General features: G+C 63.2%; 15 protein-coding genes. 9 read left to right on the top strand and 6 right to left on the bottom strand.

The genetic code is table 11. The annotated features are described in order from the left end of the window. Positions 1-906, top strand: coding sequence for an acetylglutamate kinase (gene argB, locus CAF70_RS01015; RefSeq protein WP_085621522.1), 906 nt, complete (start codon positions 1-3; stop codon positions 904-906). A 160-nt stretch (positions 907-1066) separates the two neighbouring features. Here argB and pyrE read toward each other — a convergent pair whose 3' ends face one another. Next, positions 1067-1708: an orotate phosphoribosyltransferase gene (gene pyrE, locus CAF70_RS01010; protein ID WP_054886770.1), complete on the bottom strand. Its 642-nt coding sequence runs from the start codon at positions 1706-1708 to the stop codon at positions 1067-1069. 80 nt (positions 1709-1788) lie between these two features. Here pyrE and CAF70_RS01005 point away from each other — a divergent pair, with 80 nt between their 5' ends. Beyond that, positions 1789-2568: an exodeoxyribonuclease III gene (locus CAF70_RS01005; protein ID WP_003253401.1), complete on the top strand. Its 780-nt coding sequence runs from the start codon at positions 1789-1791 to the stop codon at positions 2566-2568. Between the two features lie 122 nt (positions 2569-2690). Here the strand turns inward: CAF70_RS01005 and CAF70_RS01000 are convergent, their stop codons facing one another. Both CAF70_RS01000 and rph read right to left on the bottom strand, forming a co-directional pair. Further along, entirely contained in the window at positions 2691-3059 is a 369-nt protein-coding gene (locus CAF70_RS01000; protein ID WP_046613694.1) for a DUF4870 domain-containing protein, read from the bottom strand. A 23-nt stretch (positions 3060-3082) separates the two neighbouring features. Beyond that, entirely contained in the window at positions 3083-3805 is a 723-nt protein-coding gene (gene rph / locus CAF70_RS00995) for a ribonuclease PH (protein WP_085621521.1), read from the bottom strand. A 228-nt stretch (positions 3806-4033) separates the two neighbouring features. Between rph and CAF70_RS00990 the strand changes: the two genes are divergently transcribed. Next, positions 4034-4897 (top strand): YicC/YloC family endoribonuclease, encoded by an 864-nt coding sequence (locus CAF70_RS00990; protein ID WP_085621520.1) that lies wholly within the window; start codon positions 4034-4036, stop codon positions 4895-4897. 13 nt (positions 4898-4910) lie between these two features. Continuing rightward, complete coding sequence (gene gmk, locus CAF70_RS00985) at positions 4911-5531, top strand: guanylate kinase (RefSeq protein WP_085621519.1); 621 nt, start codon at positions 4911-4913, stop codon at positions 5529-5531. Between the two features lie 135 nt (positions 5532-5666). On the opposite strand, the gene CAF70_RS00980 is transcribed toward gmk, so the two are convergent. The 3 genes from CAF70_RS00980 to CAF70_RS00970 all read right to left on the bottom strand — a co-directional run bounded on the left by CAF70_RS00980 (position 5667) and on the right by CAF70_RS00970 (position 9482). Next, positions 5667-7208 (bottom strand): APC family permease, encoded by a 1542-nt coding sequence (locus CAF70_RS00980; RefSeq protein ID WP_085621518.1) that lies wholly within the window; start codon positions 7206-7208, stop codon positions 5667-5669. 113 nt (positions 7209-7321) lie between these two features. Next, entirely contained in the window at positions 7322-8095 is a 774-nt protein-coding gene (locus CAF70_RS00975) for a gamma-glutamyl-gamma-aminobutyrate hydrolase family protein (protein WP_085621517.1), read from the bottom strand. Positions 8096-8099: 4 nt separating this feature from the next. Then, entirely contained in the window at positions 8100-9482 is a 1383-nt protein-coding gene (locus CAF70_RS00970; protein WP_085621516.1) for a glutamine synthetase family protein, read from the bottom strand. 206 nt (positions 9483-9688) lie between these two features. Between CAF70_RS00970 and CAF70_RS00965 the strand changes: the two genes are divergently transcribed. From CAF70_RS00965 to CAF70_RS00945, 5 genes are all read left to right on the top strand, one after another. Continuing rightward, positions 9689-10561 (top strand): LysR family transcriptional regulator, encoded by an 873-nt coding sequence (locus CAF70_RS00965; RefSeq protein ID WP_085621515.1) that lies wholly within the window; start codon positions 9689-9691, stop codon positions 10559-10561. Positions 10562-10811: 250 nt separating this feature from the next. Next, positions 10812-11075, top strand: coding sequence for a DNA-directed RNA polymerase subunit omega (gene rpoZ / locus CAF70_RS00960; protein WP_003253383.1), 264 nt, complete (start codon positions 10812-10814; stop codon positions 11073-11075). Positions 11076-11134: 59 nt separating this feature from the next. Beyond that, positions 11135-13243 (top strand): bifunctional GTP diphosphokinase/guanosine-3',5'-bis pyrophosphate 3'-pyrophosphohydrolase, encoded by a 2109-nt coding sequence (spoT, locus tag CAF70_RS00955; protein WP_013974799.1) that lies wholly within the window; start codon positions 11135-11137, stop codon positions 13241-13243. A 23-nt stretch (positions 13244-13266) separates the two neighbouring features. After that, a complete protein-coding gene (locus tag CAF70_RS00950; protein ID WP_085621514.1) occupies positions 13267-13647 on the top strand; it encodes a RidA family protein in 381 nt (126 codons plus the stop codon). Positions 13648-13707: 60 nt separating this feature from the next. Beyond that, the gene (locus CAF70_RS00945) at positions 13708-14439 is read left to right on the top strand and encodes a hypothetical protein (RefSeq protein WP_085621513.1); all 732 of its coding nucleotides are present in this window, start codon (positions 13708-13710) and stop codon (positions 14437-14439) included. Positions 14440-14476: the final 37 nt, after the last annotated feature.

Below are 14476 nucleotides of genomic sequence, written 5' to 3'. Positions count from 1 at the left end.
ATGACCCTCGATCGCGATGCCGCTTCCCATGTAGCCGAGGTTTTGTCCGAAGCACTGCCTTACATCCGCCGCTTTGTCGGCAAGACCCTGGTGATCAAGTACGGCGGCAACGCGATGGAGAGCGAGGAGCTCAAGACCGGCTTCGCCCGTGACATCGTGCTGATGAAGGCTGTGGGCATCAACCCGGTGGTGGTCCACGGTGGTGGCCCGCAGATCGGCGACCTGCTCAAGCGCCTGTCGATCGAAAGCCACTTCATCGACGGCATGCGCGTCACCGACTCGGCGACCATGGACGTGGTAGAGATGGTGCTGGGTGGCCAGGTCAACAAGGACATCGTCAACCTGATCAACCGCCACGGCGGCAGCGCCATCGGCCTGACCGGCAAGGACGCGGAGCTGATCCGCGCCCGCAAGCTGACTGTCAGCCGCCAGACGCCCGAGATGACCACCCCGGAAATCATCGACATCGGCCACGTGGGCGAAGTGGTAAGCGTGAACACCGACCTGTTGAACATGCTGGTGAAGGGCGACTTCATCCCGGTGATCGCGCCGATCGGCGTGGGTGCCAACGGTGAGTCGTACAACATCAACGCCGACCTGGTGGCGGGCAAGGTAGCCGAGGCGCTGAAGGCCGAGAAGCTGATGCTGCTGACCAACATCGCCGGCCTGATGGACAAGCAGGGCGAAGTACTGACCGGCCTGACCACCGAGCAGGTCAACGAACTGATCGCTGACGGTACCATCTACGGCGGCATGCTGCCGAAGATCAAGTGCGCGCTGGATGCGGTCCAGGGCGGCGTGAACAGCTCGCACATCATCGACGGCCGCGTGCCGAATGCAGTGCTGCTGGAAATCTTCACCGACAGCGGCGTGGGTACCTTGATTACCAACCGCAAACCGCGCTGAGTGATCGGTTAGCCTGCACTGCCCCTTCGCGGGCACGCCCGCTCCCACAGGGATGGCGCAAAACCTGTGGGAGCGGGCATGCCCGCGAAGAGGCCGGTACAGGCGACACAAAAAAGGCGACCTTCACAAGAAGGTCGCCTTTTTCATTGCCAGGCCAGGATCAGATCCCGTACTGCGCCCGGTAAGCCTCGACAGCCGGCAGGTGCTGCTTCAGCTGAGGGTCATCGGCCAGGAACTCCAGCACCTGGGTCAGCGACACGATGCTGACCACCGGGATACCGAAGTCGCGCTCCACTTCCTGGATCGCCGAAAGCTCGCCATTGCCACGCTCTTCGCGGTTCAGTGCGATCAGCACACCAGCAGCCTTGGCCTGCTGGGCGTTGATGATCTGCATGACCTCACGAATGGCGGTACCGGCAGTGATCACGTCGTCGATGATCAGCACATCACCGGCCAGCGGTGCGCCGACCAGGCTGCCGCCTTCACCATGGTCCTTGGCTTCCTTGCGGTTGAAGCACCATGGCACGTCGAGCTGGTGCTGCTCGGCCAGGGCCACGGCGGTGGCCGCCGCCAGCGGGATACCCTTGTAGGCCGGGCCGAACAGCACGTCGAACGGGATCTTGCTGTCGACGATGGCCGCCGCATAGCAACGGCCCAGCTGGGCCAGGGCAGAACCGCTGTTGAACAGGCCGGCATTGAAGAAATACGGGCTGGTACGCCCCGATTTCAGGGTGAATTCACCGAAACGCAGTACCCCGCGATCGATGGCAAAACGGATGAAGTCGCGCTGATACGGCTGCATGGATAGTCCCGGACACCACGGATTTAGCTAAATGGGTTGAGCTCGGGTATCATACACGCACGAGATTTTTGGGGCCATTTATGCGGATCATCAGTGTGAACGTAAATGGCATTCAGGCTGCGGCCGAGCGTGGTTTGCTCAGCTGGCTGCAAGCCCAGAATGCCGACGTCATCTGCCTTCAGGATACCCGCGCCTCGGCCTTTGAACTCGATGACCCAGCTTTCCAGCTCGATGGCTATTTCCTTTATGCCTGCGACGCGGAGGTGCCTGCCCAAGGTGGTGTGGCCCTGTATTCGCGCATGCAGCCCAAGGCAGTCATCACCGGCCTGGGCTTCGAGACAGCCGACCGCTACGGGCGTTACCTGCAAGCAGATTTCGACAAAGTCAGTATTGCCAGCCTGCTGCTGCCTTCGGGCATGAACGGCGACGAAGACTTGAACCAGAAGTTCAAGTTGATGGACGACTTCGCCAAGTACCTGGACAAACAGCGTCGCAAGCGTCGCGAATACATCTACTGCGGCTCGTTCTACGTGGCGCAGCAGAAGCTCGACATCAAGAACTGGCGTGACAGCCAGCAGTCGCCGGGCTTCCTGGCGCCGGAGCGTGCCTGGATGGACGCGATCACTGGCGAGATGGGTTACGTCGATGCCCTGCGCGAAGTCAGCCGTGAGGGTGATCAGTACAGCTGGTGGCCGGACAACGAGCAGGCCGAAATGCTCAACCTGGGCTACCGGTTCGACTACCAGATCCTCACCCCGGGCCTGCGCCGCTTCGTGCGCAATGCCCGCCTGCCACGTCAGCCGCGCTTCTCCCAGCATGCGCCGTTGATCGTCGACTATGACTGGACGTTGACCATCTAAACGCCAATTGGGGCTGCTTCGCAGCCCATCGCCGGCAAGCCAGCTCCCACAAGGGTCACCACAGCTTTTGAAGCCTGTGGGAGCTGGCTTGCCGGCGATGGGGCGCGAAGCGGCCCCAATGGCTATTTGATCGGTCGCCAGATCATCGGGTAGCGATAAGGCTTGCCCTCGTTCGCCCGCACGGCGGCAATGATGATCAGCACCAGCACCGCCACCATCAGCATGGCGAACAGCATCAGCCCGATGAACACGAACATCAGCAGGAAGCAGATGAACCCGGCAATGGTCACGCTGATCTGAAAGTTCAGCGCCTCTTTGCCCTGGGCGTCGATGAAAGGGTCTTGCTCGCGCTTGAGGTGCCACAGCACCAGCGGGCCCAGCAAGTGCCCGAGCGGCACCACCAGGCCCAACAGCGCGGAGAGGTGGCAGAACATCGCCCACTGCCGGATTTCGGCATTGGGCGGGGTGATCGACAGGTTGGATTCGCTCATGCCCCGCACCTCCCTGGCTGGGTTCAGTCGGCCAGCGCCGCCTGCTGCAGTTCGAAGATCTCGTTCATGCCCTTCTGCGCCAGAGCGAGCATGGCGTTGAAGTCTTCAGGCTGGAACGGCGCACCTTCGGCGGTACCCTGCACTTCGATGAAACCACCGGCGCTGGTCATGACCACGTTCAGGTCGGTTTCGGCGGCGGAGTCTTCCAGGTAGTCCAGGTCGAGCACCGCTTCGCCCTGGTACATGCCCACCGATACTGCGGCGATCATGTGCTTGAGCGGGTTGCCGGCCTTGAGGCCACCGCGCTTCTTGATCACCGCCAGAGCATCGCACAGGGCGACCATGGCACCGGTGATGGACGCGGTACGGGTGCCACCATCGGCCTGGATCACGTCGCAGTCGATGTACAGAGTGATGTCACCGAGCTTGCTCATGTCCAGCGCGGCGCGCAATGAACGGCCGATGAGACGCTGGATTTCCAGGGTGCGGCCACCCTGCTTGCCACGGCTGGCTTCGCGCTGGTTACGCTCGCCGGTGGAGCGCGGCAGCATGCCGTATTCGGCGGTCAGCCAGCCTTGGCCCTGGCCCTTGAGGAAGCGCGGCACACCGTTTTCCACGCTGACCGTGCAAATGACCTTGGTGTCACCGAACTCGACCAGTACCGACCCTTCGGCGTGCTTGGTGTAGTTGCGGGTAATGCGGATCGAGCGGAGCTGATCGGCGGCGCGACCACTTGGACGTTTCATCTGGGATACCTGTACTGGGACTTTGAATCTGCCGAGCATTATAGAGCCCACGGCCCGGGGAAGACATGCCTATTGTCGCGCCCGCCACAGCCCGTCGCCTTTTCCTACCGGCCAGGCCACCCGTCGGTAACATGGGTGGATTGGGCGCCAAGGCCCCACTGCGCTACAATCCTGCGCCTTGCAGCCGAGAGGCTCCCACCGTTCATTCATCTACGCGAGGTACTCCCCATGGTGCACAGCATGACCGCTTTCGCGCGAGTCGAGCGCGCCGGCAGCCAAGGCACCCTGGTCTGGGAGCTGCGTTCGGTCAACCACCGTTACCTGGAACCGCACCTGCGCCTGCCCGAGGCCCTGCGCGACCTCGAAGGCGCCGTGCGTGAGGGCCTGCGCCAGGGCCTGTCGCGGGGCAAGGTGGAATGCACCTTGCGCCTGAACGAAGACAGCAACGGCAAACCGCTGAAGGTGGACCGCGAACGCGCCGCGCAGCTGGTTGCCGCCGCCGAGGAAGTGGCCAGCCTGATCAAGCAGCCGGCACCGCTGAACCCGCTGGAGGTGCTGTCGTGGCCAGGCGTGCTGGTGGCCGACGCCAGCGACCCGCAGGCACTGAACGCCGAAGCCATGGCGCTGTTCGACGAAGCGCTGGCCGAACTCAAGGCCGGGCGCCAGCGTGAAGGCCAGGAACTGGCCCGGCTGATCAACGAACGCCTGGACAACATGGCCAGCGAAGTCACCACCCTGCGCGCCCTGGTGCCGCAGATGCTGGCGGCGCAGCGGCAGAAAATCCTCGACCGTTTCGGCGACATGCAGGCCGAACTCGACCCGCAGCGCCTGGAACAGGAGATGGTACTGCTGGCCCAGAAGAGCGACGTGGCCGAAGAGCTTGACCGCCTCAGCACCCACGTCACCGAAGTGCGCCGGGTGCTCAAGGGTGGCGGCGCCGCCGGCCGGCGCCTGGACTTCCTGATGCAGGAGCTCAACCGCGAGGCCAACACCCTCGGCTCCAAGGCCTTCGACCCACGCAGCACGCAAGCGGCGGTCAACCTGAAGGTATTGATCGAACAAATGCGTGAACAAGTACAGAACATCGAGTAAGGCCACCCCGACCATGAACCACAGCAGCGGCACCCTCTACATCGTTTCGGCCCCTTCGGGCGCAGGCAAGACCAGCCTGGTCACCGCCCTGACCAAAGACGACAAGCAAATCCGCGTCTCGGTTTCGCACACCACCCGCGCCATGCGCCCGGGCGAGCAGCACGGGGTGAACTACCACTTCGTCGTCCACGAGGAATTCAGGGCGCTGATCGCCCAAGGCGACTTCCTGGAGCATGCCGAGGTGTTCGGCAATTTCTACGGCACCTCGCGCAGCGCGCTGCAGCAAACCCTGGACCAGGGTTACGACCTGATCCTGGAAATCGACTGGCAGGGCGCGCAGCAAGTGCGCAAGCTGATGCCGCAGGCGTTGTCGGTGTTCATCCTGCCGCCAAGCCAGCAGGCCCTGCGCCATCGCCTGGACGGCCGTGGGCAGGACAGCGAAGAGATCATCGCGGGGCGCATGAAGGAAGCGGTCAGCGAGATGGTGCACTACGACGAGTATGACTACGTAATCATCAATGATGATTTCGACGTGGCGCTGGAGGATTTGAAAGCGGTGTTCCGCTCGAATCGCCTGGTGTTGAAGAAGCAGCAGCAGCGCCATGCTGCTTTGCTGAAAGAACTGCTCTCCTGATAGACCGCACGGGGCTGCTTTGCAGCCCTTTCGCGATACAAGGCCGCTCCTACAGGAGATCGCGCAAGCCTGACTAACGCGATCTTTTGTAGGAGCGGCCTTGTGTCGCGATAGGGGCGCAAAGCGCCCCCAGCTTTATTCCTGCAGTGGCAAGGTAGCCTGCTGACGCAGGGTAGCCCCCAGGAAGTACGCCGGCGCGCGCATGCGCGACAGCATCATCAGCGCGATGCCGAGCACCGAGATGATCGCGGCAATCACGAACACCAGCCCCAGCCCGCCCACATGCGAGCCACTGCCGAAGTCTGGCGAAGCGCTGTCGATGGCAGTGCGAACAAAGATCACCGACAGGATCACCCCTCCCACCAGCGGGCACAGGCCACGCATGATGAAGTGGCGCAGGCTGTCGAACAGGCTGTGGCGGAAATACCAGACACAGGCGAACGCGGTCAGCGAGTAGTAGAAGCAGATCATCATGCCCAGCGCAGTGATGGTGTCTGCCAGCACGTTCTCGCTCAGGGTACGCATGGTCACGTAGAACACGCCCGCAGCCACGCCGGCGCAGATGGTGGCGTAGCGCGGGGTCTGCGAGCGTGGGCAGACGCTGGCGAACTTCTGCGGTACCGCACCGTAGTAACCCATGGCCAACAAGGTGCGTGCCGGCGCCACGAAGGTCGACTGCAGCGACGCCGCCGTACTGGCCAGCACAGCGATGGACATCAGGATCGCCAGCGGCCCCATGACCGGGCCAGCCAGGTGGGCAAACACGTTTTCCTGGATGCGCGGATTGTTCAGGCCCAGGCCAGACTCGCTGATCCCGGCAAACTGCAGGGTGGCGATCGCAGTGAACAGATACAGGCCGAGAATCAACATCACGGTCCAGGTGGCAGCCTTGCCCGGCACCTCTTCACTGCCTACCGACTCTTCGCTGACGGTCAGGCAGGTGTCCCATCCCCAAAAGATGAAGATCGACAGCGACAGCCCGGCGGCAAAGGCCGAGAACGATTCGACACCGAACGGGTTGAACCAGGCGAAGTCGAATTCAAGCGGCGGCGGCGCGGTGGCACCGTCGAAGGCGGCGAAGGCAAAGCCGATCAGCACCACCAACTGCAGTGCCACCAGGCCGTACTGCACGGTCATGGTGGTGGCGATGCCACGGCAGCAGATCCATACCGCCAGGGCAATGAACACGCAACAGGTCACTACGTTGATCAACAGGTTGTCGGCCAACGCCGCCAGTTCGTGCTTGCCGGTGATCTGGCCAAGGAACAGGTAGAAGAAGTCGACCGCGACCCCTGCCAGGTTCGACAACACGATGGTGGTGGCGACCACCAGGCCCCAGCCGCCGATCCAGCCGATCATCGGGCCGAAGGCTCGCGCCGACCAGGTAAACGAAGTACCGCTGTCCGGCTCCGCCGAGTTCAGTTCGCGGTAGCCCAGGGCCACCAGCAACATCGGCAGGAAGCCGACGATGAACACGGCAGGCAGGTGCGCCCCCACCTCACGCACGGTCGGGCCAAGGGCACCAGTCAGGGTGTAGACCGGGGCGATGGTTGAGATGCCCAGCACCACGCTGGCCAGCAAGCCCAGCCGGCCTTTGGCCAGGCCCTTGCTGCGCTGGGTGTTGCCCGCGTCGGTCGCCACATCGGGTGGGCGGCCGGCTTCTGTGTAATTGCTCATGAGTATTTGCCGTAAATTTTGGAATTGTTTTCACAGGCCTTGGGTACAAGGCCCGCTTTCACTCATTGAAAGCTTGCTGCCGGGAACACGTCATCCGAGACCTTCGGCTGACGTCAGAGTGCCTTCTGCCGTGCGCCCTCCCGTGCTGCGTAAGCAATGCAGGCTTCGCGAAACGCCTGAAACAGGCGAAGCGAAACCGGGTTTTCGGTAAATCGCCATTCCGGGTGCCACTGCACGCCGAGCACAAAACCCGGCGCCGCAGGCATGGACACCGCTTCGATCAGGCCATCCGGGGCCCGTGCCTCGACGCGCAGGCCCGGGGCCAGGCGGTCGATGCCCTGGCTGTGCAGCGAGTTGACCTCGAACTGCGCCGCCAGGCCCAGGCGCTCGAACAACCCGCCAGGCTCGATGCCGACAGGGTGACGAGGGCCGTATTGCACCTCCAGGGGTGCGTCCTCAGGTTCACGGTGGTCAAGGTAGCCGGGTAGTTCCTGCACGCGCTGGTGCAGGCTGCCGCCCAGGGCTACGTTCAATTCCTGGTAGCCACGGCAGATACAGAACACCGGTACACCAGCGGCAATGGCTGCCTGCAACAGCGGCAGGGTCAAGCGATCGCGTGCCAGGTCGTGCCGGGTACCCGCCGCGCTGGGGGCGCCATTGTAATGATGCGGTTCGATATTTGAAGGTGAGCCGGTAAAAACAATGCCGTGCAGGCGGGCCAGCAGCGCCTGCGTGTCGCTGCCCCCGTCACGAGCCGGCAAGATCAGCGGCAAGCCGGCAAAGCCGGCCGCCTCGACATACTTGTCGCCTACCGTGTGCGACGAGTTCTTCCCCACCTGCTGGCGGCAGGCGCTGACACCGATCAAGGGGACCGCATTTGCGCTCATGGGCTTACACCGTGTGCAGGTACCAGTTGTACTCGAGGTCGGAAATCGACACTTCGAACTCGGCCAGTTCGCTTTCCTTGCAGGCCACGAAGATATCGATGTAGTCCGGGCTGATGTATTGGTTGAGGACTTCGCTGTCGTCCAGCGCGCGCAGGGCATCGCGCAGGTTGTTCGGCAGGCTCTGCTCCAGCTGTTCGTAGGAGTTGCCCTCGATCGGGGCGCCCGGTTCGACCTTGCTGGTCAGGCCGTGGTGCACGCCGGCCAGAATTGCAGCCAGCATCAGGTACGGGTTGGCGTCGGCACCAGCCACGCGGTGTTCGAGGCGTACGTTGTCGCTGCTGTCGGTGGGCACGCGCACGGCCACGGTGCGGTTGTCCAGGCCCCAGCTTGGCGCATTGGGCACGTAGAACTGCGCGCCGAAGCGGCGATACGAGTTGATGTTCGGGCAGAGGAAGGCCATCGACGCTGGCATGGTCTCCAGCACACCGCCGATGGCGTGGCGCAGCGCGTCGCTTTGCAGCGGGTCGTCGCTGGCGAAGATGTTCTTGCCGGTTTTCTTGTCCAGCAACGAAATGTGCACGTGCAGGCCGTTGCCTGCCTGGCCCGGGTAGGGCTTGGCCATGAACGTGGTGTCCATTTCATGGTCGTAGGCGACGTTCTTGATCAGGCGCTTGAGCAGAATCGCGTAGTCGCACGCTTTCAGCGGGTCAGCCACGTGGTGCAGGTTGACCTCGAACTGTGCCGGAGCGCTTTCCTTGACGATGGCGTCGGCGGGAAGGCCCTGCTCCTTGGCCGCTTCGAGCATGTCCTGCAGGCAGTCGGCATATTCATCGAGGTCGTCGATCAGGTACACCTGGGTCGACTGCGGGCGCTTGCCGGAAATTGGCGAACGCGGCGGTTGCGGGCGACCGTTGAGGTTGTCCTGGTCGATCAGGTAGAACTCCAGCTCGAACGCGGCGCAGATATCCAGGCCCAGGTCGTCGAACTTGCTCACCACCTGACGCAGCACTTCGCGCGGGTCGGCGAAGAACGGCTGGCCATCCAGCTCGTGCATGGTCATCAACAACTGGGCGGTGGGGCGCTTCTGCCACGGTTCGTCCGACAGCGTGCCGGGGATCGGGAAGCAGATGCGGTCGGCATCACCGATGTCCAGGCCAAGGCCGGTGCTCTCGACGGTGGAACCGTTGATGTCCAGGGCGAACAGCGATGCCGGCAGGTTGATGCCTTTCTCGTAAACCTTGTGCAGGCTGGCCCGCTCGATGCGCTTGCCACGTACCACGCCGTTCATGTCGGAGATCAGCAGATCGACGTACTGCGTGTCCGGATGGGCCTGGAGGAAGTCATTCATCTCGCTGGAAGAACTGGCGCACGGGGTTACCGACGTCATGGCTGTACATCCTTTGATTTGCTGCGGCGATGTGGGGATACGGCTGGCGCCTCACGGGCGACGATGGTTGCAGCTGTTGTTCTTTTCACTTTCCCATCGTGGGGACTGGTTACCCGACCGGGCGCATTGATTCCCGGGGGCCGTTCCACTATAAAATGGCCAAAACGCAACAGACATTGGCAATTCGGCAAGCAGAGCGTGCACCAATGCAATATCAGATTACCCACGCCGACCTCTCCCTGGTCCTGGCTCTGGAACGTGGACGCTCGCTGGCCAAAGCCGCCGAGCTGCTCAAAGTCGACGTTTCGACCGTGTTTCGCTCGATTCGTCGGCTTGAATCGGCACTCGGTACCGCGCTGTTTGTAAAAAGCCGCAAAGGCTACCTGCCGACCGACACCGCCCAGGCCCTGGCCGAACAGGCCGAACGCGCCGAGCAGGCACTGGAGGCGGCGCGCATCGCCATGACCAGTGGCGAGCAGGTGGTCAGCGGCACCGTGCGCCTGACCTGTACCGAGGCGGTGATGCACAGCCTGCTGCTGCCGGCGCTGGCCGAGTTCATGCCTAACTACCCGGCCTTGTCGCTGGAGATGGGCACCTCCAACACCTTCGCCAACCTCAGCCGGCGCGATGCCGACATAGCCCTGCGCCTGACCAACACGCCGCCGGAGCACCTGGTGGGGCGCAATCTAGGGTCCACCTCCTACGTTGTCTGCGGCCAGCCGCAGTGGCGCGAACGCCTGGCAGAGTCACCGGCCAGCGTGCCGTGGATCGCCCCCGACGACTCGATGCAGGACCACCCCACGGTGGTCTGGCGCAACCAGCAGCACCCGGGGTTGAGCCCGCGCTACCAGTGCAGCAGCATGTCGACCATCGCCCAGCTGGTCACGGCCGGGCTCGGTGTGGCGGCGTTGCCGGACTACATGGTGCACGCACTGCCCGGGGTGGATGCGCTGAGCGGACCGCTGCCGGGTTGCGACACCCAGCTATGGTTGCTGACACGGCCGGATTGTCGGGCGTTGCGCTCGGTGCAGACCCTGTTCGAGGAGCTGACCCCGCGGTTGCGTGACGCGATGCTCTGAGGTTATCGTCAGGCTCATGTATCGAGGGTGTCTGTTCCGGCCCTTTCGCGGGCACGCCCGCTCTCACAGGTAAAGCGGCGACGGTGGGAACTGTGCAGGACTTGTGGGAGCGGGCATGCCCGCGAAGAAGCCCACATCGATCTACCCGACAAAACAGCGCTTCCCTATTGGCTGGTGATTTTTTAAACTATCGAGTCCGCCTGCCCATTATCGGGCTGCACGCCCACCGCAATTGCTACTGAGGAAGACCATGGCCCGCGTAACTGTTGAAGACTGCCTGGAACACGTGGATAACCGCTTTGAGCTGGTCATGCTCTCGACCAAGCGCGCTCGCCAGCTGGCGACCGGCGGCAAAGAGCCACGCGTTGCGTGGGAAAACGACAAGCCGACCGTTGTTGCCCTGCGTGAAATCGCCGAAGGCATCGTCACCAACGAGTTCATCGCCGCTGAAGAGATCGTCACCGAGGATCCGGTGTTCGCCGCGTTCGAGGACGAGAACAACGAGGCTGTCTGATTGATGCCTGGTCGACGTCGCACGGCGCAAGGCCCCCTTCCTCGGCAGGAGGTGAACCCATGCCGGGTATAGAAGCCTTGGCCGAACGGCTGTCGACCTATCTTGGCCCCGAACAGGTCAACCTGGTCCGGCGTGCCTATTTCTACGCCGAACAGGCCCACGATGGGCAGCGCCGCCGCAGTGGCGAGCCCTACGTGACCCACCCGCTGGCCGTGGCCAGCATCCTCGCCGACATGCACATGGACCATCAAAGCCTGATGGCGGCCATGCTGCACGACGTGATCGAAGACACCGGCATCGCCAAGGAAGCCCTCAGCCAGCAATTTGGCGAGACCGTGGCCGAACTGGTCGACGGGGTCAGCAAGCTGACCCAGATGAACTTCGAGACCAAGGCCGAGGCGCAGGCCGAAAACTTCCAGAAGATGGCCATGGCCATGGCCCGCGATATCCGCGTGATCCTGGTCAAGCTGGCCGACCGCCTGCACAACATGCGCACCCTGGAAGTGCTGTCCGGCGAAAAACGCCGGCGCATCGCCAAGGAAACCCTCGAAATCTACGCCCCCATCGCCAACCGCCTGGGCATGCACACCGTGCGCGTGGAGTTCGAGGACCTCGGCTTCAAGGCCATGCACCCGATGCGCTCGTCGCTGATTCACAGGGCGGTGAAAAGCGCACGCGGCAATCGTAAAGAGATCGTCGCCAAGATCGAGCACTCGCTGGCCAACTGCCTGGCCGCCGACGGCATCGAGGGCGAGGTCAGCGGCCGGCAGAAGCACCTCTATGGCATCTACAAGAAGATGCGTGGCAAGCGCCGCGCCTTCAACGAGATCATGGATGTGTACGCCTTCCGCATTGTCGTCGACAAGGTCGACACCTGCTACCGCGTGCTCGGCGCCGTGCACAACCTGTACAAGCCGCTGCCCGGTCGCTTCAAGGATTACATCGCGATCCCCAAAGCCAATGGCTACCAGTCGTTGCACACCACGCTGTTCGGCATGCACGGCGTGCCCATCGAAATCCAGATCCGCACCCGCGAGATGGAGGAGATGGCCAACAACGGCATCGCTGCGCACTGGCTGTACAAGTCCAACGACGACGAACAGCCCAAGGGCAGCCACGCCCGCGCCCGCCAGTGGGTCAAGGGCATCCTCGAGCTGCAGCAACGTGCCGGCAACTCGCTGGAGTTCATCGAGAGCGTGAAGATCGACCTGTTCCCGGACGAGGTCTACGTGTTCACGCCCAAAGGCCGCATCATGGAGCTGCCCAAAGGCTCCACGGCCGTCGATTTCGCCTACGCGGTGCACACCGACGTCGGCAACAGCTGCATCGCCTGCCGCATCAACCGCCGACTGGCGCCGCTGTCCGAACCGCTGCAAAGCGGCTCGACGGTGGAAATCGTCAGCGCCCCGGGCGCGCGGCCCAACCCGGCCTGGCTCAACTTCGTGGTTACCGGCAAGGCGCGCACGCACATCCGCCACGCGCTCAAGCAGCAGCGTCGCTCCGAGTCCATCAGCCTGGGCGAACGCCTGCTGAACAAGGTGCTCACCGGCTTCGACAGCAGCCTGGAGATGATCCCTCAGGAGCGTATCCAGGCGATTCTTGCCGAGTACCGCCTGGAGCTGATCGAAGACCTGCTCGAAGACATCGGCCTGGGCAACCGCATGGCCTACGTGGTCGCACGCCGCCTGCTGTCGGCCGAAGGCGAACAGCTGCCGGCACCGGAAGGCCCGCTGGCGATCCGCGGTACCGAAGGCCTGGTGCTGAGCTACGCCAAGTGCTGCACGCCGATTCCGGGCGACCCGATCGTCGGCCACCTGTCAGCCGGCAAGGGCATGGTCGTACACCTGGAAAACTGCCGCAACATCAGTGAAATTCGCCACAACCCGGAGAAATGCGTACAGCTCTCCTGGGCCAAGGACATCACCGGTGAGTTCAATGTCGAGCTGCGTGTCGAACTGGAGCACCAGCGCGGCCTGATCGCCCTGCTGGCCAGCAGTGTCAACGCCGCCGACGGCAACATCGAGAAGATCAGCATGGACGAACGCGACGGCCGTATCAGCGTGGTCCAACTGGTGGTCAGCGTGCACGACCGCGTGCACCTGGCGCGTGTGATCAAGAAGCTGCGTACCCTGACCGGTGTGGTCCGCATCACCCGCATGCGTACGTAGTCCGCCAACCGCAAGGAGTCATCATGAGCAAGACCGTCATCAACAGCGACAAGGCCCCTGCCGCCATCGGCACCTACTCGCAGGCGATCAAAGCCGGCAACACCGTGTACATGTCGGGCCAGATCCCGCTGGACCCAAAGACCATGGAACTGGTCGATGGCTTCGAAGCCCAGACCGTACAGGTGTTCGAGAACCTCAAGGCCGTGGCTGAAGCCGCTGGCGGTTCGTTCAAGGACATCGTCAAGCTGAACATCTTCCTCACCGACCTGAGCCACTTCGCCAAGGTCAACGAGGTGATGGGCCGCTACTTCGAGCAGCCGTACCCGGCCCGCGCCGCCATCGGCGTTGCCGCGCTGCCGAAAGGCGCCCAGGTCGAAATGGACGCCATTCTGGTCATCGAATGATGCCCCCGGTGACGGGCGCCCTGCCCGTCACCTTCCCTTCTCTGCAAGGTTATCCCCGTCATGCGTCAAGCACTGCCTTTCGCGCTGGCAGCCCTGCTTCTGGGCGGCTGCGCCAGCCACAAACCCGAAGATTTCAACGGCACCTGGATCAACCAGGACGCCATCAATGCGGCCGTCAAGGGCGGCAGCCTGCGTCAGGCGCTCAATGAGCACGGTCCGGTGTTCGAATGGAAGCTTGACGTCGCCAGCCAGCAGGCCAGCTACAGCAATGGTTTCGAAGCGGCCGACGGCCAGTTGAGCGCCACCGACAAGCAATGGCAGGCCAGCTTCCAGGGCGGCCAGACCGAGCAGTTGTCGCTCGATGGCGACGAACTGCAGGCTGTCGATCAGAACGGCGGCAAGCAGACCTTCGTGCGCGCCAAGGCACCGGCAGCGGCCAATGCACCACTGGGCAGCAACTTCGAGAAGGCGCTGTACCAGGCCTACCTGGGTGGCAACTGGAAGATTGTCGAAGGCCAGGGCAAAGGCGCCAGCGTGCGCTTCAGCGACACCGGCAATGTCACTGGCCTGCCCGGACCAGACCGTTTCGCCCTGTGCCTGGCGGGCGATTGCGCGACCATGGGTGGCAGCAATGACAGCCTGTGGCTGGAGCGCAACCAGCGTGGCGCGCCGTTCATCCTCAAGCGCGACGGCGACAAACTGGAGATCTTCCAGGCGGTGAACCGTGCACAGCCGGATGAAATGCCAGTGTTGGCAGCCGGCAAGCGCCAGTGGGTGCTGGAGCAGGACTGAAGCCAGATTTCGAGCCGAACGCCGCCCTTTTTGGGAG

This window comes from Pseudomonas sp. B19(2017) (assembly GCF_002113165.1).
GTDB lineage: Bacteria > Pseudomonadota > Gammaproteobacteria > Pseudomonadales > Pseudomonadaceae > Aquipseudomonas.
The sequence above is the reverse complement of the archived record's forward strand: the minus strand, read 5'-3'. Positions and strand labels throughout refer to the sequence as shown.